Genomic DNA, 20079 nt, shown 5'->3' on the forward strand with positions numbered 1-20079 from the left:
AGGGGTACCGGGCGATCATGGGCGGATGAACAACGCCCTTTTCGCCGCCCAGGCGACCGACGCGCTGGTCCAGCGCGACCTCTCCGTCCTCTGGCACCCGTGCACCCAGATGCACGACCACGAAACCCTGCCCATGGTACCCGTCGCGCGCGGCGAAGGGGCATGGCTGGTGGGCACGGACGGCCGCCGCTACCTCGATGCCGTGAGCTCGTGGTGGACCAACCTGTTCGGCCATGCCGAGCCGCGCATCGGCGCGGCGCTGAAAGACCAGCTCGACCGGCTGGAGCATGTGATCTTCGCCGGCTTCACCCACCAGCCCGCGCTGGAACTGGCCGAGGAACTGGTCAGGATCACGCCGCCGGGGCTGGAACGGGTATTCCTGGCAGACAACGGCTCCGCGGCGATCGAAGTGGCGCTGAAGATGAGCTTCCACTACTGGCTCAACCGCGGGCACGGCGAGAAGACCCGCTTCATCGCCCTCACCGGCAGCTACCACGGCGAGACGCTCGGCGCGCTGTCGGTGAGTGACGTGGCGCTGTACCGCAAGACCTATGCGCCGCTGCTGCTCACGCCGGAGCTCGCACCCTCGCCGGATACCTACGAAGGCGAACCCGGGGAGACGCCGGCGGAGATCGCGACGCGCCGCCTTGGCGAGATGCGTGCGATCCTCGAACGCCATGCGCACGAAACCTGTGCCGTCATCGTCGAGCCGCTGGTGCAGTGCGCGGGCGGCATGCGCATGTACGACCCCTCGTATCTCACCGGACTTCGCGCGCTGTGCGATGAGTTCGGCGTGCACTTCATCGCCGACGAGATCGCCGTGGGCTTCGGCCGCACCGGCACGCTGTTCGCATGCGAGCAGGCCGGGGTGTCGCCGGACTTCATGTGCCTTTCCAAAGGGCTCACCGGTGGCTTCCTGCCGCTCTCGGCCGTGGTCACCACGCAGGACGTATACCAGGCGTTCTACGCGGAATACGCGGCGGGCAAGGCCTTCCTGCATTCGCACAGCTACACCGGCAACCCGCTGGCCTGCCGCGCGGCGACGGCCACGCTGCAGATCTTCCGCGAGGATCCCGTGCTGGAACGCAACCGCGTGCTCGCCGCGCACATGGCGTCGCGCATCGCACCGCTGCGCGATCACCCGCACGCGGCGGATGTGCGCCAGACCGGCATGATCGCGGCCATCGAGCTGGTGGCCGACAAGGCCACGCGCGCGCCCTTCCCCGCCCACGAGCGCCGCGGGCTGCGCGTCTACCGGCACGGCCTGGAAAACGGTGCGCTGCTGCGCCCGCTCGGGAACATCGTGTACTTCATGCCGCCCTACGTGATCCGCGAAGACGAGATCGACTTCATGGTCGATACCGCGATCGCGGGCATCGGCAAGGCCGTCGCCTAGATCCGCGAAAGGCCTACCGGCAGTTCGCCCAGGCGGGCCATCTCGCCCTCGGCGAACATGCCGGGGTTGTCGAGGTAGGCCATGGCGAAGTCGTGGGCATCGGCGCCCCAGAACAGTTCGCCGCCGATCGCGAGCGTAGGTACGCCGTAGAGCCTGTCGCGCATACCCTGCTCGAAATTGGCCTGGAGTTCGGCTTTGACTTCCGGGGCGGAAAGGGCCTCGCGCAGGTCCGTGATGCCGAACGATGCCGCGAGCGGCGCGAGGGCCTCGGGCGTATCCGCCGCGCGGCCGTGGGCCCAGATCCACTCGTAGATCGCGCCCACGACTTCCACGGTGTTCCCGGCCGCCACGCACAGACGCAGCGCCGGCAGCGGATTGAACGGGTGGCTTGGCGGAAAGCGCATCGGCATGCCGGCCTGGCGTGCGCGCCAGGTCGCGTAACGGTACGTAAACTCGCGTTTACACGGGATTTCAGCGGGCCCCAGGTGGTTCATCTGCTTGAGCAGCGCGCCGAACAGGATCGGCCGCAGCGCCACCTCGCGGCTGCAGGCCAGCTCGCGGATCGCCGGCCACTGCAGCCAGCAGAACGGCGAAACGAAATCGAAGTACCAGGCGATCGGCATGTAAAGCTCCTACGCGACGCCGTGACGATAGCCTCCCGCGTAGCCCGGTACAATGGATGTTCCGTGACACAAGGCCCACCATGCGCACGATCCGAATCCATGTCGACCAGCCGCTGGCCCCTGGCCAGGAGATCACCTTGCCCAGCCAGGCAGGTGAGCACGTGGCGCGGGTACTGCGCATGCAGGCGGGCGATCCGGTGGTGCTGTTCGCGGGCGATGCCGCCGAGGAGTTCGATGCGACGCTGCACAGCGTCGGCAAGCGTGAGGTCGTTGCCCTGGTCGGCGAATGCCGTGCCCTTGCCAACGAGTCGCCGCTCTCGTTGACCCTTGCCCAGGGCGTCGCCCGCGGCGAGAAGATGGACCTGATCGTGCAGAAGGCCACCGAGCTGGGCATCACGCGCATCGTGCCGCTCATCACCGAGCGTTCCGAAGTGAAGCTGGATGCGGCGCGCGCGGAGAAGCGCCTGCTGCACTGGCGTGCCGTGGCGGCGAGCGCGTGCGAACAGTCAGGGCGCGCCGTGGTGCCGGTGATCGAACCGGCCGTGGCGCTTAACGCGTGGCTGGGTTCGCTGGGAGACGGTGGGCCGATGCGTCTGGCCCTGTTGCCCGAGGGCGACAGGCGCCCTTCCGAGCTGGGCCTTACCGGTTCCGCGATCATCGCTATCGGCCCGGAAGGCGGCTTTGGCGAACGTGACCGCGCCGCACTGGCCCAGGCGGCGTTCACCGGGCTGAAGCTCGGCCCGCGCATCCTGCGCACCGAAACGGCGGGCCTTGCCGCCATCGCCATGCTGCAGGCGCTTTACGGGGACGTTTGAGGCGCCACCCATCGCGCGCAAGCGCGCTCCCACAAGGCCCGCCCGGCTGTTGTGGGAGCGCGCTTGCGCGCGATGGGGGTTACAGCGCCGCCGCGATCCTCGCCATCACCGCGTCGGTGAGCAGCGGCACGGCGTCGAGGGCCTTCAGGTTTTCTTCGAGCTGGTGGGGCTTGCTTGCGCCGAGGATCACGGTGGAGACGTGCGGGTTTTTCAGGCACCACGCGAGCGACAGGCGGGCAAGCGGAATACCCAGGACTTCGGCGATCGGCGCCAGCGCGCGCACCGTCTTCAACGACGCGCCGTCGTTCTCCATCAGCGCATCGCGCAGCCACGCATAGTCAGGGTGGCCGAGGCGCGAGTCATCGGGGATGCCGTCGTTGTACTTCCCGGTGAGCAGGCCGGATGCCAGCGGCGACCAGATGGTGGTGCCCATGCCGTAGTCGCGATACAACGGCGCGTACTCGCGCTCGACGCGGTCGCGGTGCAGCAGGTTGTACTGCGGCTGCTCCATCGACGGCGCGACGAGGTGGTTCTCGCGAGCCACGCGGTGCGCTTTCGCGATGAGTTCCGCCGGCCATTCGCTCGTGCCCCAGTAGAGCACCTTGCCCTGCCTGACGAGCGCATCCATCGCCCACACGGTTTCCAGCACTGGCGTTTCCGGGTCGGGGCGGTGGCAGAGATACAGGTCGAGGTAATCCACGCGCAAACGCTCGAGCGCCTGGTGGCAGGCATCGAAGACGTGCTTGCGGGAGAGGCCGCGCTGCGTCGGCTTCGGGTCGGTGACCGCACCGAAATACACCTTGCTGGAAACGCAGTACGCATCGCGCGGCAGGCGCAGGTCGGCGATCACATCGCCCATCAGGCGCTCGGCATCACCTGCGTTGTAGGTCTCGGCGTTGTCGAAAAAGTTGATGCCGTTGTCGTACGCCAGCGCGATGAGTTCGCGCGCGGCGGAGCGCCCGACCTGGCGGCCGAACGTCACCCACGCGCCATACGACAGCGCCGACAGCTTGAGGCCAGTGGCGCCGAGGCGACGGTATTCCATGGTGTTCTCCTAAAGAACGATGAACTGGATGAAGTGCAGGACGATGGCGGCGAAGATGCCGGCGATCACGTCATCGAGCATGACGCCAAGGCCGCCCTTCACCCGCCGGTCGAACCAGGCGATGGGCCAGGGCTTCCACACATCGAACAGGCGGAACAGGATGAAACCCGCGACGACCCACGCGAAGCCGGGCACCATGAGCACCGGCAGCAGCGCGATCCACTGCCCCACGAACTCATCCCACACCAGGCTGCGGTGATCGTCCACGCCGATGATCCGGCCGGCGACGTCACACGCACGCACGCCAACGGCGAAGGACACCGCGATAAGCAAGAGCCAGCCCCACAGGTCCAGCACCGTGTGCAGCAATAACCACGGCACGATCGCCGCCAGTGAGCCGGCGGTCCCCTGCGCCTTCGGCACCAGCCCGGAGCCGAAGCCGGTTGCCAGCCAGCCGGCGGGTGTCGCCATCAGGCGGCGTCGGTCGGCGGCGTCGAGGACGTACTTGGTGCTCATGCGAAGTGGTTCCAGCCGGAGCGGGCCGGTGCATGCGTCTCGCCGCCAGCCCCGATGATGCGCACGCCCGAGCCTTCCACGATGCGGCCGATACGCGTGGCACCACAGCCGACGCGCGCGAGATCGGCGGCGACTTCATTGGCTTTCTCGGAGGGCACCGTGAAGCAGAGCTCATAGTCGTCGCCGCCCGACAGTGCGAAGTCCACGGCGTCACCATCGTGGAAGTGCGTGAGCATGGCGGACGAGAACGGCAGCAACGCGGGATCGATCTCCGCCGCCACGCCGCTCTGTTTGCAGACATGGCCCAGGTCGGCGACCAGGCCATCGGAGACATCGATGCAGGCGGTCGCGATGCCGCGCAGCGCCAGGCCTGCCGCGACACGCGGCGTGGGCCGGTTCAGGCGTTCGATAAGCCCTGCGTAGGGGGTGGAATCGGCCTCGGCAAGACAGCGCAGGCCAGCGGCCGCGTCACCCAGCGTACCGGTCACCATCACCGCGTCACCGACGCGGGCGCCGTTACGTAGCAGGGCCTGGCCGGGCGTGGTGAAACCGTGGACGGTCACCGTCACGGTGAGCGGGCCACGCGTCGTATCGCCGCCGATCAGTGCCAGGCGAAATGGCGAAGCGAGCTCGGCGAAGCCGCGCGCCAGGCCGTCGATGAAGGCTTCGTCTGGCGTGGGCAAGGTCAGCGCAAGCAACGCCCATGCGGGCGTGGCGGCCATCGACGCGAGGTCGGAGAGATTCACCGCGAGCGCCTTCCAGCCGATGTCGGCCGGCGCGGTGCCCACGGGGAAATGGATGCCCTCGACCAGGGTATCCACGGCGATCGCGAGCTCGCGTCCCGCGGGCACGGCGACGACGGCCGCGTCATCGCCGATGCCGGTCACCACGTCGTCGCGCTGGACGTCGGTGTGCCGGCGGATGCGTTCGATCAGGTCGAATTCCATGCGTGCTCCATCAGCGCGCACGAAACGCGCGGGTGATCAGGATCGCTTCTCGGCCGTACGCCAGTGCGTCGCGAGTTTGTCGAGGACACCGTTCACATAGCTGTGGCCATGGTCGGCGCCGAAGCGCTTGGTGGCTTCCACGGCTTCGTTGATCACCACGCGGTACGGCACGTCGGGACGGTACTTCAGCTCATACGCACCGAGGCGCAGCGCGGCGCGCTCGATCGGATCGATCTGGCTCACGTCACGATCGACGAACGGCTTGATGCCTTCATCGAGTTCCTTGACGTGCTGTTCCACGCCGCGGAGCAGGTCTTCGAAGTATTCCTGGTCGGCCACCTGCATGTCCTGCTCGTGGCGGAACTGCTCGATGACGCTGCCCATGCGGGCGCCGCCCACCTGCCATGCGTAGAGTGCCTGCAGGGCACGGCGACGCGCGCGGGAACGCGCGGCCAGGTCGATACCGTGCGGAGGAGTGTTAGTCATTTGCCGAGCTTCGTGTAGAGGTTGACCATTTCGATCGCGACCATCGCGGCATCCACGCCCTTGTTGCCGGCCTTGGTGCCTGCACGCTCGATGGCCTGCTCGATGCTGTCGGTGGTGAGCACGCCGAACGAGACCGGCACGCCCGAAGCATACGCGGCCTGGCCGAGGCCCTTGGCGGCTTCACCGGCGACGTAGTCGAAGTGGGGGGTGGAACCGCGGATCACGGCACCCAGGCCGATGACAGCGGCGTACTTGCCGGAGGCGGCGACCTTGTGGGCGGCCTGCGCGATTTCCCATGCGCCCGGCACGCGGATCAGGTCGATCGCGTCGTCCTTCACGCCGTGGCGGACGAGCGCGTCGCGCGCACCTTCGACCAGCGGCTCGACGACAAACGCGTTGAACCGGCCGGCCACGATGGCGAAACGGCCCTTCGGGGTGGCGAAATCGCCTTCGATGATCTTCATGGGTCGGGGAGTCCTGTGGGGCGGATGGCCGCCATGCGGCCGGGTATTTTACGAGGTTTTGGGCCGGGGGTGGCCGCTGAAGGAGAGGCTGGCGCGGCCATCGTCCACGCGGAGCCGGCCGGCGATGCCGAATGGCAGGGTGAACTTGGCCGGGCCGTGGCCGAACGGCAGGCCCTGGACCAGCGGGATGCCCGCCGCCGCGCCGATGCGCTCGAAGGCCACGGCAAGGTCGTAACCGTTGTCGTACTCGGCCACCCGGCAGCTGGTGAAGTCGCCGATCACCAGCGCCTTCTGCTGGCCGAGGACCCCGGCGTGGAGGAGGTGGTAGAGCATGCGCTCCACCCGGTACGGGGGTTCGGCGATATCTTCGACGAAGAGGATGCCGCCCTCGATCCGCGGGAAGTAGTCCGAGCCGACCAGGCTGGAAAGCATGGCCAGGTTGCCGCCCCAGACCGTGCCCTCGACCTCGAGGTCGCGGGCGCCGGGCGCATCCCAGGCGGCCTCGCCCTCCCCGCTCCCGACGGTTTGCCAGAAGCTCTCCCAGGTCAGCGGATCGAGCGGCTGCGAGCCGAAGTCCGGGCCCAGCATGGGGCCGCCCAGTGTCGCGACGCCGCTCCGCGCGAACAGGGCGCACTGCAGGGCCGTGAAATCGCTGTGCCCGACGAGCGCGACGGGTGCACCGCCGAGCCGCGCACGGAGCCCGTCGTAGTCCAGCAACGGCAGCACCGGATGGGCCCCGTAGCCGCCGCGGATCGACAGGACGATGTCGGGCAATGGTTTCGAGGGGTCGGCGAGGGCGTTCAAGTCGGCGGCACGTTCGGCATCGCTGCCGGCGAAACGGAGCTCGCGGCGCGTCAGCACGTCCTTGCCATGTACCCGGTGCCCCGCCGCTTCGAGGCGTTCGACCCCGATGCGCATGGCTTCGGGGTTGTGGGGGTAACCGGCGGGGGCGATCAGCTGGATATCGTAGGAGACAGGCATGGGCTCAGGTTTAGCTGTCCTGCTCGACCACTTCAAGGCCAAAGCCTGAAATGCCCACGAACTTGCGCGGCGTGCCGATGACCCGCAGGCGCTTCACGCCGAGATCGGCGAGCATCTGCGCGCCAAGGCCCAGCTGCCGCCATTCCTGGTCATCCTTCGGCGCCGGCATGGGCTGCTTGTCGCCGCGCAGGCGGCCCAGCAGGGCCTCGGGCGTGTCTGCGCCGGAAAGCACGAGGATCACGCCGCGGCCTTCGTCGGCGATGCGGCGCAAGGCTTCCGTGACGGTCTGGCCAAGGTCGTCGCGCTTCAGGTGCAGCACGTCGGAGAGCGTGTTGCGCACATGCACGCGGGTGAGCACCGGCTCGCCATCGGCGATATCGCCGCGGAACAGGGCGAAATGCAGGCCGCTGCGGATCGCATCGCGATACGCCACGAGGCGGAACGGGCCGAACTCCGTCTCCACGCCTTCCTCGAACACACGCTCGACGGTCTTTTCCGTTTCGAGCCGGTAACGGATGAGGTCGGCGATGGTGCCGATCTTCAGCCCATGCTTCGCGGCAAACGCCTCGAGTTCCGGGCGGCGCGCCATGGAGCCATCGTCATGCAGCACTTCGATGATCGCCGCGGCCGGCTCCAGGCCCGCCATCGCGGCGAGGTCACAACCGGCTTCGGTGTGGCCGGCGCGGGTCAGCACGCCACCGGGTTGGGCGGTGAGCGGGAAGACGTGGCCGGGCATGGTGATATCCGCCGGCTTCGCGTCCTTCGCCACGGCCACCTGCACCGTATGTGCGCGGTCGTGCGCCGAGATCCCGGTGGTCACGCCTTCGGCCGCCTCGATCGAGACCGTGAAGTTGGTGTGGTACGGCGAATTATTGTCCGCGACCATCGGCTTCAGCCCGAGTTGGCGCGTACGCTGCTCGGTCAGCGTAAGGCACAGCAGGCCGCGCGCTTCGCGCACCATGAAGTTCACGTCTTCGGGCCGCACCTTCTCGGCGGCCATCACGATGTCGCCTTCGTTCTCGCGGTCTTCGTCGTCCACGATGATGACCATGCGGCCCTGGCGCAGGTCTTCGACGATCTCGGGGATGGTGTTGAATGGCATGGTCGTGCGCGTCCCGTCAGGCGAAGCCGTGGTCTTTGAGGAAGTTTTCGTCGAGACGCGGGGCGCCGCCGGCGGAGAGCAGGCGCTCCACGTAGCGCGCCACCACGTCCACTTCGATGTTCACCGTATCGCCGGGGCGGCGTGCCGCGAACGTCGTGTGTTCCACCGTGTGGGGGATAAGGTTCACGCCGAAACGCGTGCCGTCCACCTCGTTCACCGTTAGGCTGGTGCCGTCGATGCACACCGAACCCTTGTGGGCGATGTAGCGGGCCAGGTCGCGCGGCACCTCGAACGTCCAGCGCTGCGAGCGGCCATCGGGGACGACCGACACGACCTTGCCGGTGCCGTCCACATGGCCGGAAACCAGGTGGCCGCCGAGGCGATCGGCGAGGCGCAGGGCCTTCTCCAGGTTCACGGCGTCGCCGGCCTTGTGCTTGCCCAGCGAGGTCATGGCGAGCGTCTCGTTGGAGACATCGGCCGCGAAGCTGCTGGCATCGAATTCGATGACCGTGAGGCAGACGCCGGACACGGCGATGCTGTCGCCCAGGGCGACATCGGCCATGTCGAGGGAAGTGGTGTCGACCACGAGGCGGACATCGCCGCCGCGGGGTTCCAGCCGCTTGATGCGGCCTACAGCCTGGATGATGCCGGTGAACATATGGCGTTTCTCGCTAGGTGGGCGAAAAACGTCCCAAGGCGCATGGCGCCACGCGCCCCGCGGGGGACGCATGGTGCCGTCTTCTTTCATCCGGACTATGACCGTCGGCTCCGGAGTCTGACCGGATCTGCTGACCTCCCGGCAGGACCGGGAGCGCTCGCGGGCTCGTTTCCTCGCGGAAACCTACCGCCGGTGGGGAATTACACCCCGCCCTGAAGACGCTTGAATGTGGAGCGGATCATAACATGGGGCTGGCTGGGGCCACTGCAACCCCGCTCTTGGGGGCGATGGCCATTCTTGTGGGAGCGCGCTTGCGCGCGATGGCGTTGCGGCAAGCCCCATCGCGCGCAAGCGCGCTCCCACGGGGGCTATGGCACCTGCGTGGTCCTTAGCACCTGGTCCATCACCCAGCTCGTGCGGGCGGCGGATTCGCCAGTGGAGGGGCACTCTCCTTCTCCCAACAGCGCCTGCACCATGGTGGTGATCAGCGGCTGCTGGATGTGTGCCGGGTTTTCGATCGAAAGGTTGTCGACCTTGCCGTCGGTTTCGATCCGGATGGGGCCATCGCCAAAGGTGGCGAAAACCAGCCGGCCACGGTCGCCGACGATCTCGATGCGATCCTCGCGGCGGTCCGCACCGAAGTTCCAGAGGCCGGTGCCCAGCACGCCATCGCCGAGGGCGAAGGCCATGGCGACGCTGTCCTCGGCCGGGTACGCGCCGAGCTGGTTACGCGACATGCCACGCACATCCACCAGCGGCCCGAGCAGGAAATCCAGGATATCGAGCGTGTGGCTGGCGAGGTCAACGAAGATGCCGCCACCGGAGAGCGCAGGCTGCACCCGCCAGGGCAGGTTCGCCGGATCCTGGTAGGCCTTTTCGAAAGGGTGGTGCAGCACGACATTGACGAAGCGCGGCGCGCCGATCGCGCCTTCGCGCAGCAGCCGGGCGATCGTGGTGAAACGAGGTAACGCGCGACGGTAGTACGCGACGAACACGGGGACGTTCGCGGCCCTGCCCGCCTCGACGATATCGAGGCATTCGCGGTGGTTCATCGCCATGGGCTTTTCGATGTACACCGGCTTGCCAGCCGCGATCGCCTTCAACGCGTACTCGCGATGGCTCGACGGCGGGGTCGCGATGTATACGGCATCGACTTCCGGATCCGCGATCAACTCTTCCGCATCGTCGTACCAGCGCGGCACGTTATGGCGTTGTGCGTAATCGCGTGCCTTGCCGGCATCGCGGCGCATGACGGCCACGAGCGCCGATCCGGGCACCTTTGCAAAGGCGGGCCCGCTCTTCACTTCGGTGACCGCGCCGCAGCCGATGATGCCCCAGCGCACGGTCTTCATGCGGCGGGGCGCATCAGCAGGCGGGTATCGTCACCGATCTGGCGGCGGTCGATCGTTTCGAGCTTCCACCGCGAGGCCATGTCATCGAGCGGTGGCAGGTGCAGCATCGGCCGCGCCGTGTTCCCGAGCAGGACGGGCGCGATGTAGATCAGCAGCTCATCCGCCAGGCCTTCGGCGAGCAACGCGCCGCACAGCACCGGGCCGGCTTCGACATGCACCTCGTTCACATCGTGCTGGGCGAGCCAGTGCAGCGCCGCGCGAAGGTCGAGACCCTTGCCGTCCTCACTACGGATCGTCGCGCGCTGCACCGCCTGCAGGTGCGCGGGCACCGTGGCGTCGGCCGCATGCAGCAGCACCGTCGGCGCGCTGCCATCGAGCACGTGGTGGCCCGCGGGCGTACGCAGGTGCGTATCGAGGATCGCGCGCAACGGCGGCACGAACGGTTCATCGCCGGGCAGGCGCACGGTGAGCCGCGGGTTATCCGCGAGCACCGTGCCGCTGCCGGAGAGAATAGCCGAGGCGCGCGCGCGCCAGCGCTGGCCATCCGCGCGGGCGGCGTCGCCCGTGATCCATTTCGACGAGCCATCGGCGAGCGCGGTGCGCCCGTCCAGGCTCATCGCCAGTTTCACGCGGACCCATGGGCGGCCGCGCTGGATGCGGCTGAAGAAACCGATATTGAGCTCGTGCGCCGCATCGCGCATCAGGCCGATCTGCACGCCGATGCCCGCCGCGCGAATCTTCTCGATGCCCTTGCCGTCCACCTGGGTGAACGGATCCTCATGGGCGATGACGACGCGGCCGACGCCGGCGGCGATCAGCGCGTCGGCGCACGGCGGCGTGCGGCCATGGTGCGCGCAAGGCTCCAGCGTGACGTAGGCGGTCGCGCCGCGCGCGGCTTCACCCGCTTCGCGCAGCGCGAACACTTCCGCATGCGGCTCTCCCGCCTTCGGATGCCAGCCCGTGCCCAGCACGGTCTCGCCGCGCGCGATCACGCAACCGACGCGGGGGTTAGGCTGGGTGGTGTGCATACCGCGGGCGGCGAGACGCAACGCATGGGCCATGTGGACATGGTCCATGGCCGGGAAGAACGGGCGGGTCATCAGGGCTTGCGTCCGCGCCGCGCCGCCTCGAGCAGGGGCAGCTGCAGGCCTTCCAGCGACGGAAGGTCACGCTCGAGCTTCTCGATCTCCTCACGGAACGCGTGGACATCCTCGAACCGCCGGTAGACGGAGGCGAAGCGCACGTAGGCCACCTGGTCGAGCGCCTTGAGTTCGCGCATGACCAGCTCACCCACCTGCCGCGACGGCACCTCGCGCTCGCCACTGCGGCGCAGGTCGTTCATGACCGCACGCGTGGCCGCATCGACGGAATCGCTGGCCACCGGCCGCTTCTGCAATGCACGCTCGAAGCTGACGCGCAGCTTGTGTTCGTCGAAAGGCTCGCGGCGATCGCCGGATTTCACGATCGCCGGGAGCTTCAGTTCCGCGGTTTCGAAGGTATTGAAACGCTCACCACACTGCGGGCACTCGCGCCGCCGACGCACCGTGCCACCGTCCTCGGTAAGCCGGGAATCGATGACGCGGGTGTCTTCATGCTGGCAGAACGGACAATGCATCGATCAGCCGTACACCGGGAACTGCTTGCACTGCGCCGTGACCTTCTCGCGCACGGCCTTGATGACGGCGTCATCGTTCGGCGCGTCGAGCACGTCGCAGATCCAGTGGGCCAGTTCCACCGTGTCCGCTTCCTTGTAGCCGCGTGTGGTGATCGCCGGCGTACCGACGCGCAGGCCCGAGGTCACGAACGGCGAGCGCGGGTCGTTCGGCACGGCGTTCTTGTTCACGGTGATGTGCGCCTTGCCGAGCGCGGCTTCCGCGTCCTTGCCCGTGGTTTCGCGGCCGATCAGGTCGACCAGCATCAGGTGGTTCTCGGTACCGCCGGAGACAACCTTGTAGCCACGCGCGATCAGCGTCTTCGCCATGGCCTTGGCGTTGGCGACCACCTGCTTCTGGTAATCGGTGAACGAAGGCTCCAGCGCTTCCTTGAAGGCCACGGCCTTGGCGGCGATGACGTGCATGAGCGGGCCGCCCTGGATACCCGGGAACACCACCGACTGCAGCTTCTTTTCCAGCTCCTCGCCGAGGCCCTTCGCCACGATGATGCCGCCGCGCGGACCGCGCAGGGTCTTGTGCGTGGTCGAGGTGACGACGTGCGCGTGCGGCACCGGGTTCGGGTACACGCCCGCGGCCACGAGGCCGGCGACGTGGGCCATGTCCACGAACAGGTACGCGCCGGCCTTGTCGGCGATCTCGCGGAACTTCGCCCAGTCGAGCACCTGCGAGTAAGCCGAGAAGCCGGCGACGATCATCTTCGGCTTGTGCTCGACGGCGAGCTTTTCGATCTCGTCGTAGTTGACCAGGCCGGTATCCGGATCGATGCCGTACTGCACGGCGTTGAAGATCTTGCCCGAGAGGTTGACCTTGGCGCCGTGGGTCAGGTGGCCGCCGTGGGCCAGGCTCATGCCCAGGATGGTGTCGCCCGGGTTCAGCAGCGCGAAGTACACGGCCTGGTTGGCCTGCGAGCCGGAATGCGGCTGCACGTTGGCGTAGTCGGCGCCGAACAGCTTCTTGAGGCGCTCGATGGCGAGCTTTTCGGCCACGTCCACGTACTCGCAGCCACCGTAGTAACGCTTGCCCGGGTAACCCTCGGCGTACTTGTTGGTCAGGGTGGAGCCCTGGGCCTCCATGACGCGCGGGCTGGCGTAGTTCTCCGAGGCGATCAGTTCGACGTGATCTTCCTGGCGGCGGGACTCGTTGGCGATGGCCTGGGCGAGTTCGTCGTCATAGCCGGCGATCGTTGCATCCTTCGGGAACATCTCAACCTCGTGGGAAGTACGTAGGGGAAGGCGAAAAGTGTAGCTGAGGTGGGGGTTTGCGGCCAGCGAGGCAAGCCCGCAGGCGTCCAGCGGGCCGCCCTGTCGGCATCGACCTACAGCGCGCCAGGGATCATCCCTACGCCCGGGCAGCCCAAAGTCTCCTAACGTTGCCGGCGGACGTGGAACGTCCATTTGCCAAACCACGAAAGGAATCCTATGAAAACCAAGCTCCTGGCTCTCGGCCTGGCCCTGTCCGCCCCGTCACCCGCCTTCGCCGAGGCTCCGCCGGCCATCGATGTTCACTTCGTGCTCCACGAGGATGTCCAGATGAACGAGCAGGACTTCGTCTCAGAGCATGTGAGCGCCTGGCTGGGCCACATGCGCGCCGATGTGCTGCCCGGGCAGGACATCCGGATCCACGTCCATCGCGAGCTGGATGGGCTGGAGAGGCTGCCGTACGGCTATGAAGGTGCCCTAGGGGCATGGCGGAAGGCCGCCCAGGCGGTCCTCGAGCGGATTGGTGAGCCGGATACCCGGGCGACCCGCATGGTCCTCGTGGTCCAGGGTTCGCCGAACGGGAAGTCGCTGGGGATAGCCTACGAGGGCACCCCGTTCGCGATGGCCAGCGTGCGCACGTCGTCCAACGTCGCCCACGAACTGGGCCATACGTTCGGGGCCGTCCACGAGGATGCCGAGCGCTGGACCGCCTGCAGCACCAACATGGCCGATTTCGAGTTCGGCGTGTGGCCGTGCGAGGTCTACTCGGAAAGGAACCAGGCGCGCATACGCCGCTACGTCGTCACGGGGCTGCTTTAAGGGCCTGGGCGCCGGCCCCGCCCGTTCAGCCGGCGCCCTCTCCGGGCGGCGATCTTCGTCATCGAACCCCGCTATAATGAGGGTTTGCCCGCCGGGAGCTTCCGCTGCCGGGGGCCGGCTTTCCTTACGGAGCGTCCATGCAATACATCTACACCATGAACGGGGTCAGCAAGATCGTCCCCCCGAAGCGCCAGATCATCAAGGACATCTCCCTCTCGTTCTTCCCCGGCGCCAAGATCGGCCTGCTGGGTATCAACGGCGCGGGCAAGTCCACGGTCCTGCGGATCATGGCGGGCGTCGACAAGGACTACCAGGGCGAAGCACGCGCCAACCCGGGCACCAAGATCGGCTACCTCGCTCAGGAGCCGGACCTCGACCCGAACAAGACCGTGCGTGAAGCCGTCGAGGAAGGCGTCTCCGAAGTGCTCGATGCACAGAAGGAACTCGAGGAGGTTTACGCCGCCTACGCCGAGGAAGGCGCGGACTTCGACGCGCTGGCCAAGCGCCAGGAGCGCCTCGAGGGCATCCTCGCCGCCAACGACGCGCACGCGCTGGAGCGCCAGCTCGAAGTGGCCGCCGACGCCCTCCGCCTGCCGCCGTGGGACGCGATGATCGGCCCGCTGTCCGGTGGTGAAAAGCGCCGCGTGGCCCTGTGCCGCCTGCTGCTCTCCAAGCCCGACATGCTCCTGCTCGACGAGCCCACCAACCATCTCGACGCCGAATCGGTCGACTGGCTGGAAACCTTCCTGCACGACTACCCGGGCACGGTCGTCGCGGTCACCCATGATCGCTACTTCCTCGACAACGCCGCCGAGTGGATCCTCGAGCTCGACCGCGGCCGCGGCATTCCCTGGAAGGGCAACTACACCGAGTGGCTGGAGCAGAAGGACGAGCGCCTGAAACAGGAAGCCAACCAGGAGAAGTCGCGCCAGAAGGCCATCCAGAAGGAACTCGAGTGGGTTCGTTCGGCCGCCAAGGGCCGCCAGTCGAAGGGCAAGGCTCGCCTTAACCGCTTCGAGGAGCTGAACTCGGTCGAGTACCAGCGCCGCAACGAAACCAACGAGATCTTCATCCCGCCGGGCGAGCGCCTGGGCCAGGAAGTCATCGAGTTCAAGAACGTCACCAAGTCGTTCGGCGACCGCGTGCTGATCGAAGACCTCTCGTTCAAGATCCCCGGCGGCGCCATCGTCGGCGTGATCGGCCCGAACGGTGCCGGTAAGTCCACGCTCATGAAGATGATCATGGGCAAGGAAACCCCGGATTCCGGCGAAGTGAAGCTGGGCCACACGGTCAAGCTCGCCTACGTCGACCAGTCGCGCGACGCGCTTGATCCGGCCAACAACGTGTGGCAGGAAGTCTCGGGCGGTTCGGACATCCTTACGATCGGCAACTTTGAAATCCAGTCGCGCCAGTACATCGGCCGCTTCAACTTCAAGGGCACCGACCAGCAGAAGATCGTCGGCCAGCTTTCCGGTGGTGAGCGCGGCCGCCTGCACATGGCCAAGACCCTGCTGCAGGGTGGCAACGTGCTGCTGCTCGACGAACCGTCGAACGACCTTGACGTCGAAACGCTGCGCGCGCTCGAAGACGCCCTGCTCGAGTTCCCGGGCTGCGCCGTGGTCATCTCGCATGACCGCTGGTTCCTCGACCGCATCGCCACGCACATCATCGCGTTCGAAGGCGACTCGCACGTCGAGTTCTTCCCGGGCAACTACAACGAGTACGAAGCCGACAAGAAGCGCCGCCTCGGCGACGACGCCGGCCCGAAGCGCGTGAAGTACAAGAAGCTGGTCTGACCAGCTTCACCGCGGTAAACACCAAACTTGTGGGAGCGCGCTTGCGCGCGATCGCGCGCAAGCGCGCTCCCACATATCCACAGGAGCGCTGCCCGTGCACTTCATGAACTCGCTGAAGGACGCCTGGCGTCGCAACGACTCCCTGGTCTGCGTCGGCCTGGATCCCGAACCCGGCCGCCTGCCGGCGGGGCTCTCGGGCGAGGAAGGGATCTATACCTTCTGCCGCGATATCGTCGATGCCACGGCCAGCCAGGTCTGCGCCTTCAAGCCGCAGATCGCGCATTTCGCCGCGCAGCGCGCCGAAGGTGCACTCGAACGCCTGATCCGGCATATCCATGACAAGCACCCCGGCATCCCGGTGATCCTGGATGCCAAGCGTGGCGATATCGGTTCGACCGCGAAGCACTACCGCGCCGAAGCGTTCGATCGTTACGAAGCGGATGCCGTAACGCTCAACCCCTATATGGGCAAGGACACGGCCGAGCCCTTCCTGGCGCATGCGGACAAGGGCGTCATCCTGCTCTGCCGCACCTCCAACCCGGGCGGCGCCGATTTCCAGGCGCTCGACTGCGGTGGCCAGCCGCTTTACCTGCGGGTGGCCGAGGCGATCGCGCGGGACTGGAACGGAAACGGCAACTGCGCGCTCGTGACCGGCGCCACCTGGCCAGAAGAACTAGGTCGCGTGCGTGCAATTGTGGGTAACATGCCATTGCTGGTCCCCGGCATCGGCGCCCAGGGCGGTGACCTCGCCGCCGTCATGAAGCACGGGCAAACGAGCGACGGCAGCGGCCTGATGATTTCCTCGTCCCGCGCCATCATCTATGCCAGCAGTGAGTCCGACTTCGCCGAGGCGGCTTATCGAGCGGCGGACGAAATGAGAAAATCGGTCAACTCGTTTCGTTTTGGGCGTTAAAAACGAAAAGCAGTCGTAAATTGCACGACTTGGCAACTGTCAAGGGCTTACGCTCCCGGCCCGGGCTATCAACAATACCGGGTCTTTTGCGCCGTAAAAGCGTTTCACCGGAGTTGTTATGCCACTCTCTAACCGAGGTTTTTCTCAACGCCTGCATGTCGCGCTGGACATGGCCGGCGTCAAGAAAGGCCGCGGCCGCATTACCCAGTTGGCCGATCTCTTCGATGTCAGCCGGGAAACGGCACGCAAGTGGCTCAGCGACCTCGGCCTGCCCGAGCTCGAGCGCCAGATCGACATGGCCGTCCGTTTCGGCGTGAACTTCGAATGGCTCGCCACGGGTCGCGGCTCGCCCAGCGGCGCCACCGGCGTCAAGGAAAGCCCCGCGCTCTACCGCGCCGACTCGCGTGAGCAACTGCGCCTGGTCGGGCTGGTCAGCCGCCTGCCGAAGGAACGCCGCAAGGCCCTCCTCGTTATCGTCGAGGCCCTCGCCGAGGCCGAATAGCGCTTCAATCGTCCCCGATATCCATCCCCGGGAACAGCACTTCGGTAAACCCGAACTTCGTGAAGTCCGTAATCCGCGACGGGTATAGCCGCCCGATCAGGTGATCGCATTCGTGCTGGACCACGCGGGCGTGGAAACCTTCCGCCGTGCGGTCGATGGGCTGGCCCTGCGGGTCGATGCCCTGGTAGCGGATGAGCGAGTAACGGTTCACCGCGCCGCGCAACCCCGGCACGGAAAGGCAGCCTTCCCAGCCCTCCTCCATGTCCTGCGACAGCGGGGTGATCATCGGGTTGAGCAGGATCGTCTGCGGCACCGGCGGTGCGTCGGGGTAACGCTCGCTACTGTCAAAGCCGAAGATCACCAACTGAAGGTCCACGCCGATCTGCGGCGCGGCCAGGCCCACGCCACCGGCGTGGTGCATGGTGTCGAACATGTCGGTGATCAGGGCATCCAGCTCAGCCGAACCCACCATCTCGCGTGGCACGGGAGGGGCGATGCGCAACAGGCGCTCGTCGCCCATTTTCAGGATCTCGCGAATCATCGGCAGGCCGCAGGGGTGTGGGGTTAGGGCCAGCATGGCCTGTGCGGCGCCCCGGCTCAAGTCGTTTCCATTCGACCAATGGCTAATACGCGCGGGGCCCGCGAATCATTGACCCCCACGGGCGCGGGGGTGACCCTTGTCGCTAACCGCAAGGGGAGCCGAGAAACCATGCATAGCGCCATTCCGAAACCCAGTCCCGCCGGGAAAATCCTGTGGGCCGCCATCGCCATCGTCGGCGCCTGGTGCCTCGGCGTCATCGCCCTGCGCCGCGGCGAACCCATCAATGCCATCTGGCTGGTCACCGCCTCCATCGCGGTTTTCCTCATCGGCTACCGCTTCTACAGCCGGATGATCGCCCGGGACGTGCTCCAGCTGGACCCGAGCCGGGCGACGCCTGCCGTGCTGCGCAACGATGGACTGGACTACGTCCCCACGGACAAATGGGTGGTCTTCGGCCACCACTTCGCCGCGATCGCCGGTGCCGGCCCGCTGGTGGGCCCCGTGCTCGCCGCGCAGATGGGCTACCTGCCCGGCATGCTGTGGATCCTGGTGGGCGTGGTGTTCGCCGGGGCCGTCCAGGATTTCATGATCCTGGGCCTGTCACTGCGCCGCGACGGGCGCTCGCTCGGCCACATGCTGCGTGAGGAACTGGGCGAGGTCCCCGGCGTCATCGCCATGGTGGGCGTGCTCGTCCTCATGATGATCGTGCTGGCCGTGCTCGCGCTGGTCGTGGTCAAGGCGCTGACCCACAGCCCCTGGGGCACGTTCACTGTCGCCGCGACGATCCCCATCGCCCTGCTCATGGGCCTGTACCTGCGCTACATCCGGCCCGGCCGCATCCTCGAGGTGTCGATCATCGGCCTCATCCTCCTGCTGGCCTCCATCTGGTACGGCAAGACGGTGAACGACACGCCGAACCTGGCCGTGCTGTTCGATTTCGACGCCAAGGCCCTTGCCTGGTGGCTGATCGGCTACGGCTTCTTCGCTTCCGTGCTTCCGGTGTGGCTGCTGCTGGCGCCGCGTGATTACCTGTCCACGTTCCTGAAGATCGGCACCATCGCCCTGCTCGCGCTGGCGATCTTCCTGTCCGCACCCACCCTGCAGATGCCCGCCGTCACCAAGTTCATCGACGGTACCGGCCCGGTGTTCCAGGGCAACCTGTTCCCGTTCCTGTTCATCACCATCGCCTGCGGTGCCGTCTCCGGCTGGCACTCGATCATCGCCTCGGGCACCACGCCGAAGCTACTGGCCAACGAGCGCGAAGCCCGCATGGTCGGCTACGGCGGCATGCTGATGGAGGCCTTCGTCGCCATCATGGCGCTCATCGCCGCCGCATCGCTGCACCCGGGCGTGTACTTCGCCATGAACTCGCCGGGCGCCCTGGTCGGCACCACCGTGCAGGATGCCGCGGCCGCGATCAGCAGCTGGGGCTTCGTCGTCACGCCCGCCGAACTGAGCGACACGGCGAAGAACATTGGTGAAAGCACGATCCTGGGCCGCGCCGGTGGTGCGCCGACCCTGGCCGTCGGCATGGCCCAGCTGCTGCACGGGCTCATGCCGGGCGAGGACATGATGGCGCTCTGGTACCACTACGCCATCCTGTTCGAAGCACTGTTCATCCTGACCACCGTCGATGCGGGCACCCGCGTAGGCCGCTTCATGATCCAGGAGCTCGCCGGCATGGCGTACGCCCCGCTGAAGCAGACCGAATCGTGGGTGAGCAACGTGCTCGCGACCGTAATCTGCGTCGGGCTGTGGGGCTACTTCCTGTACCAGGGTGCCGTCGATCCGCTGGGTGGCATCAACACCCTGTGGCCACTGTTCGGCATCGCCAACCAGATGCTCGCCGCGATCGCGCTGATGCTGGCCACCGTGGTCACGGTGAAGCTCAAGCGCGAACGCTACGTGCTCGTCCCGGCGATCCCCGCGGTGTGGCTGGTGGTGTGCACGCTGACCGCGGGTTGGCAGAAGCTGTTCGACGCCAAGATCAGCTTCACGGCCGCCGCGCAGAAGTATGCCGATGCAGCCGCCTCCGGCAAGCTGCTGCCGCCGGCGAAATCGGTGGAAGAGATGCAGCGGATCATCACCAACAACCGCGTGGACATGGCGCTCACCGGCCTGTTCATGCTGCTGGTGCTGACCATGCTGTTCTTCTCGCTGCGCTCGATCGTCCGGGCGTGGCAGGCCAACCACGCGACGGCGCACGAAGAACCCTACGTCGCCCTCTCCAGCGTGTCCCAGTAAGGAGCGA

The 20079-nt window shown here is 67.0% G+C and carries 21 protein-coding genes and 1 riboswitch; of the genes, 7 read left to right on the plus strand and 14 right to left on the minus strand.

Annotation, left to right across the window (positions count from 1 at the left end; translation table 11 throughout):
- Positions 1 to 25: 25 nt before the first annotated feature.
- A complete protein-coding gene (locus tag ACZ6YI_RS02160; RefSeq protein WP_465777222.1) occupies positions 26 to 1396 on the plus strand; it encodes an adenosylmethionine--8-amino-7-oxononanoate transaminase in 1371 nt (456 codons plus the stop codon).
- Here the strand turns inward: ACZ6YI_RS02160 and ACZ6YI_RS02165 are convergent.
- Positions 1393 to 2019 carry a DsbA family protein gene (locus tag ACZ6YI_RS02165; RefSeq protein ID WP_465777223.1) on the minus strand — a complete coding sequence of 209 codons (627 nt, stop codon included), beginning with the start codon at positions 2017 to 2019 and terminating at the stop codon, positions 1393 to 1395. The genes ACZ6YI_RS02160 and ACZ6YI_RS02165 overlap by 4 nt on opposite strands.
- An 80-nt stretch (positions 2020 to 2099) precedes the next feature.
- Between ACZ6YI_RS02165 and ACZ6YI_RS02170 the strand changes: the two genes are divergently transcribed.
- Positions 2100 to 2834, plus strand: coding sequence for a 16S rRNA (uracil(1498)-N(3))-methyltransferase (locus tag ACZ6YI_RS02170; RefSeq protein ID WP_465777224.1), 735 nt, complete (start codon positions 2100 to 2102; stop codon positions 2832 to 2834).
- Between the two features lie 79 nt (positions 2835 to 2913).
- Here ACZ6YI_RS02170 and ACZ6YI_RS02175 read toward each other — a convergent pair whose 3' ends face one another.
- From ACZ6YI_RS02175 to glyA, 12 genes are all read right to left on the minus strand, one after another.
- Positions 2914 to 3879 carry a potassium channel beta subunit family protein gene (locus ACZ6YI_RS02175; RefSeq protein WP_465777225.1) on the minus strand — a complete coding sequence of 322 codons (966 nt, stop codon included), beginning with the start codon at positions 3877 to 3879 and terminating at the stop codon, positions 2914 to 2916.
- Between the two features lie 9 nt (positions 3880 to 3888).
- The gene (locus ACZ6YI_RS02180; protein ID WP_465777226.1) at positions 3889 to 4395 is read right to left on the minus strand and encodes a phosphatidylglycerophosphatase A family protein; all 507 of its coding nucleotides are present in this window, start codon (positions 4393 to 4395) and stop codon (positions 3889 to 3891) included.
- The gene (gene thiL, locus ACZ6YI_RS02185; RefSeq protein WP_465777227.1) at positions 4392 to 5342 is read right to left on the minus strand and encodes a thiamine-phosphate kinase; all 951 of its coding nucleotides are present in this window, start codon (positions 5340 to 5342) and stop codon (positions 4392 to 4394) included. Before thiL ends, ACZ6YI_RS02180 begins: the two co-directional genes overlap by 4 nt.
- A 36-nt stretch (positions 5343 to 5378) precedes the next feature.
- Positions 5379 to 5828, minus strand: coding sequence for a transcription antitermination factor NusB (gene nusB, locus ACZ6YI_RS02190; protein WP_440326201.1), 450 nt, complete (start codon positions 5826 to 5828; stop codon positions 5379 to 5381).
- The gene (gene ribH, locus ACZ6YI_RS02195; RefSeq protein WP_440326199.1) at positions 5825 to 6292 is read right to left on the minus strand and encodes a 6,7-dimethyl-8-ribityllumazine synthase; all 468 of its coding nucleotides are present in this window, start codon (positions 6290 to 6292) and stop codon (positions 5825 to 5827) included. Before ribH ends, nusB begins: the two co-directional genes overlap by 4 nt.
- A gap of 48 nt (positions 6293 to 6340) precedes the next feature.
- Entirely contained in the window at positions 6341 to 7273 is a 933-nt protein-coding gene (gene ldcA / locus ACZ6YI_RS02200; protein WP_465777228.1) for a muramoyltetrapeptide carboxypeptidase, read from the minus strand.
- Positions 7274 to 7283: 10 nt separating this feature from the next.
- Positions 7284 to 8375 carry a bifunctional 3,4-dihydroxy-2-butanone-4-phosphate synthase/GTP cyclohydrolase II gene (gene ribBA / locus ACZ6YI_RS02205; protein WP_465777229.1) on the minus strand — a complete coding sequence of 364 codons (1092 nt, stop codon included), beginning with the start codon at positions 8373 to 8375 and terminating at the stop codon, positions 7284 to 7286.
- Between the two features lie 16 nt (positions 8376 to 8391).
- Positions 8392 to 9033: a riboflavin synthase gene (locus ACZ6YI_RS02210; protein WP_465777230.1), complete on the minus strand. Its 642-nt coding sequence runs from the start codon at positions 9031 to 9033 to the stop codon at positions 8392 to 8394.
- A 74-nt stretch (positions 9034 to 9107) separates the two neighbouring features.
- Positions 9108 to 9257, minus strand: a riboswitch (FMN riboswitch).
- A 144-nt stretch (positions 9258 to 9401) separates the two neighbouring features.
- Positions 9402 to 10385 carry a Gfo/Idh/MocA family protein gene (locus tag ACZ6YI_RS02215; protein ID WP_465777231.1) on the minus strand — a complete coding sequence of 328 codons (984 nt, stop codon included), beginning with the start codon at positions 10383 to 10385 and terminating at the stop codon, positions 9402 to 9404.
- Positions 10382 to 11446, minus strand: a complete 1065-nt coding sequence (ribD, locus tag ACZ6YI_RS02220) for a bifunctional diaminohydroxyphosphoribosylaminopyrimidine deaminase/5-amino-6-(5-phosphoribosylamino)uracil reductase RibD (protein WP_465777374.1) — start codon at positions 11444 to 11446, stop codon at positions 10382 to 10384. Before ribD ends, ACZ6YI_RS02215 begins: the two co-directional genes overlap by 4 nt.
- A 38-nt stretch (positions 11447 to 11484) precedes the next feature.
- Positions 11485 to 12000: a transcriptional regulator NrdR gene (nrdR, locus tag ACZ6YI_RS02225; RefSeq protein ID WP_440326191.1), complete on the minus strand. Its 516-nt coding sequence runs from the start codon at positions 11998 to 12000 to the stop codon at positions 11485 to 11487.
- Positions 12001 to 12003: 3 nt separating this feature from the next.
- On the minus strand, positions 12004 to 13260 hold the full coding sequence (glyA, locus tag ACZ6YI_RS02230) for a serine hydroxymethyltransferase (RefSeq protein WP_465777232.1): 1257 nt from the start codon (positions 13258 to 13260) through the stop codon (positions 12004 to 12006).
- 216 nt (positions 13261 to 13476) lie between these two features.
- Here glyA and ACZ6YI_RS02235 point away from each other — a divergent pair, with 216 nt between their 5' ends.
- The 4 genes from ACZ6YI_RS02235 to ACZ6YI_RS02250 all read left to right on the plus strand — a co-directional run bounded on the left by ACZ6YI_RS02235 (position 13477) and on the right by ACZ6YI_RS02250 (position 17287).
- On the plus strand, positions 13477 to 14076 hold the full coding sequence (locus ACZ6YI_RS02235) for a hypothetical protein (protein ID WP_465777233.1): 600 nt from the start codon (positions 13477 to 13479) through the stop codon (positions 14074 to 14076).
- A gap of 137 nt (positions 14077 to 14213) precedes the next feature.
- Positions 14214 to 15872: an energy-dependent translational throttle protein EttA gene (gene ettA, locus ACZ6YI_RS02240; protein ID WP_440325584.1), complete on the plus strand. Its 1659-nt coding sequence runs from the start codon at positions 14214 to 14216 to the stop codon at positions 15870 to 15872.
- Between the two features lie 94 nt (positions 15873 to 15966).
- Positions 15967 to 16785 (plus strand): orotidine-5'-phosphate decarboxylase, encoded by an 819-nt coding sequence (pyrF, locus tag ACZ6YI_RS02245; RefSeq protein WP_465777234.1) that lies wholly within the window; start codon positions 15967 to 15969, stop codon positions 16783 to 16785.
- A gap of 118 nt (positions 16786 to 16903) precedes the next feature.
- Positions 16904 to 17287 carry a helix-turn-helix domain-containing protein gene (locus ACZ6YI_RS02250; protein ID WP_440325580.1) on the plus strand — a complete coding sequence of 128 codons (384 nt, stop codon included), beginning with the start codon at positions 16904 to 16906 and terminating at the stop codon, positions 17285 to 17287.
- A 4-nt stretch (positions 17288 to 17291) separates the two neighbouring features.
- Here the strand turns inward: ACZ6YI_RS02250 and def are convergent, their stop codons facing one another.
- A complete protein-coding gene (def, locus tag ACZ6YI_RS02255; protein WP_465777375.1) occupies positions 17292 to 17828 on the minus strand; it encodes a peptide deformylase in 537 nt (178 codons plus the stop codon).
- Positions 17829 to 17996: 168 nt separating this feature from the next.
- On the opposite strand from def, the gene ACZ6YI_RS02260 reads away from it, so the two are divergent.
- Complete coding sequence (locus tag ACZ6YI_RS02260) at positions 17997 to 20072, plus strand: carbon starvation CstA family protein (RefSeq protein ID WP_465777235.1); 2076 nt, start codon at positions 17997 to 17999, stop codon at positions 20070 to 20072.
- The last annotated feature ends 7 nt before the right edge of the window (positions 20073 to 20079 follow it).

Source organism: Luteibacter sp. NPDC104163 (genome assembly GCF_055584245.1).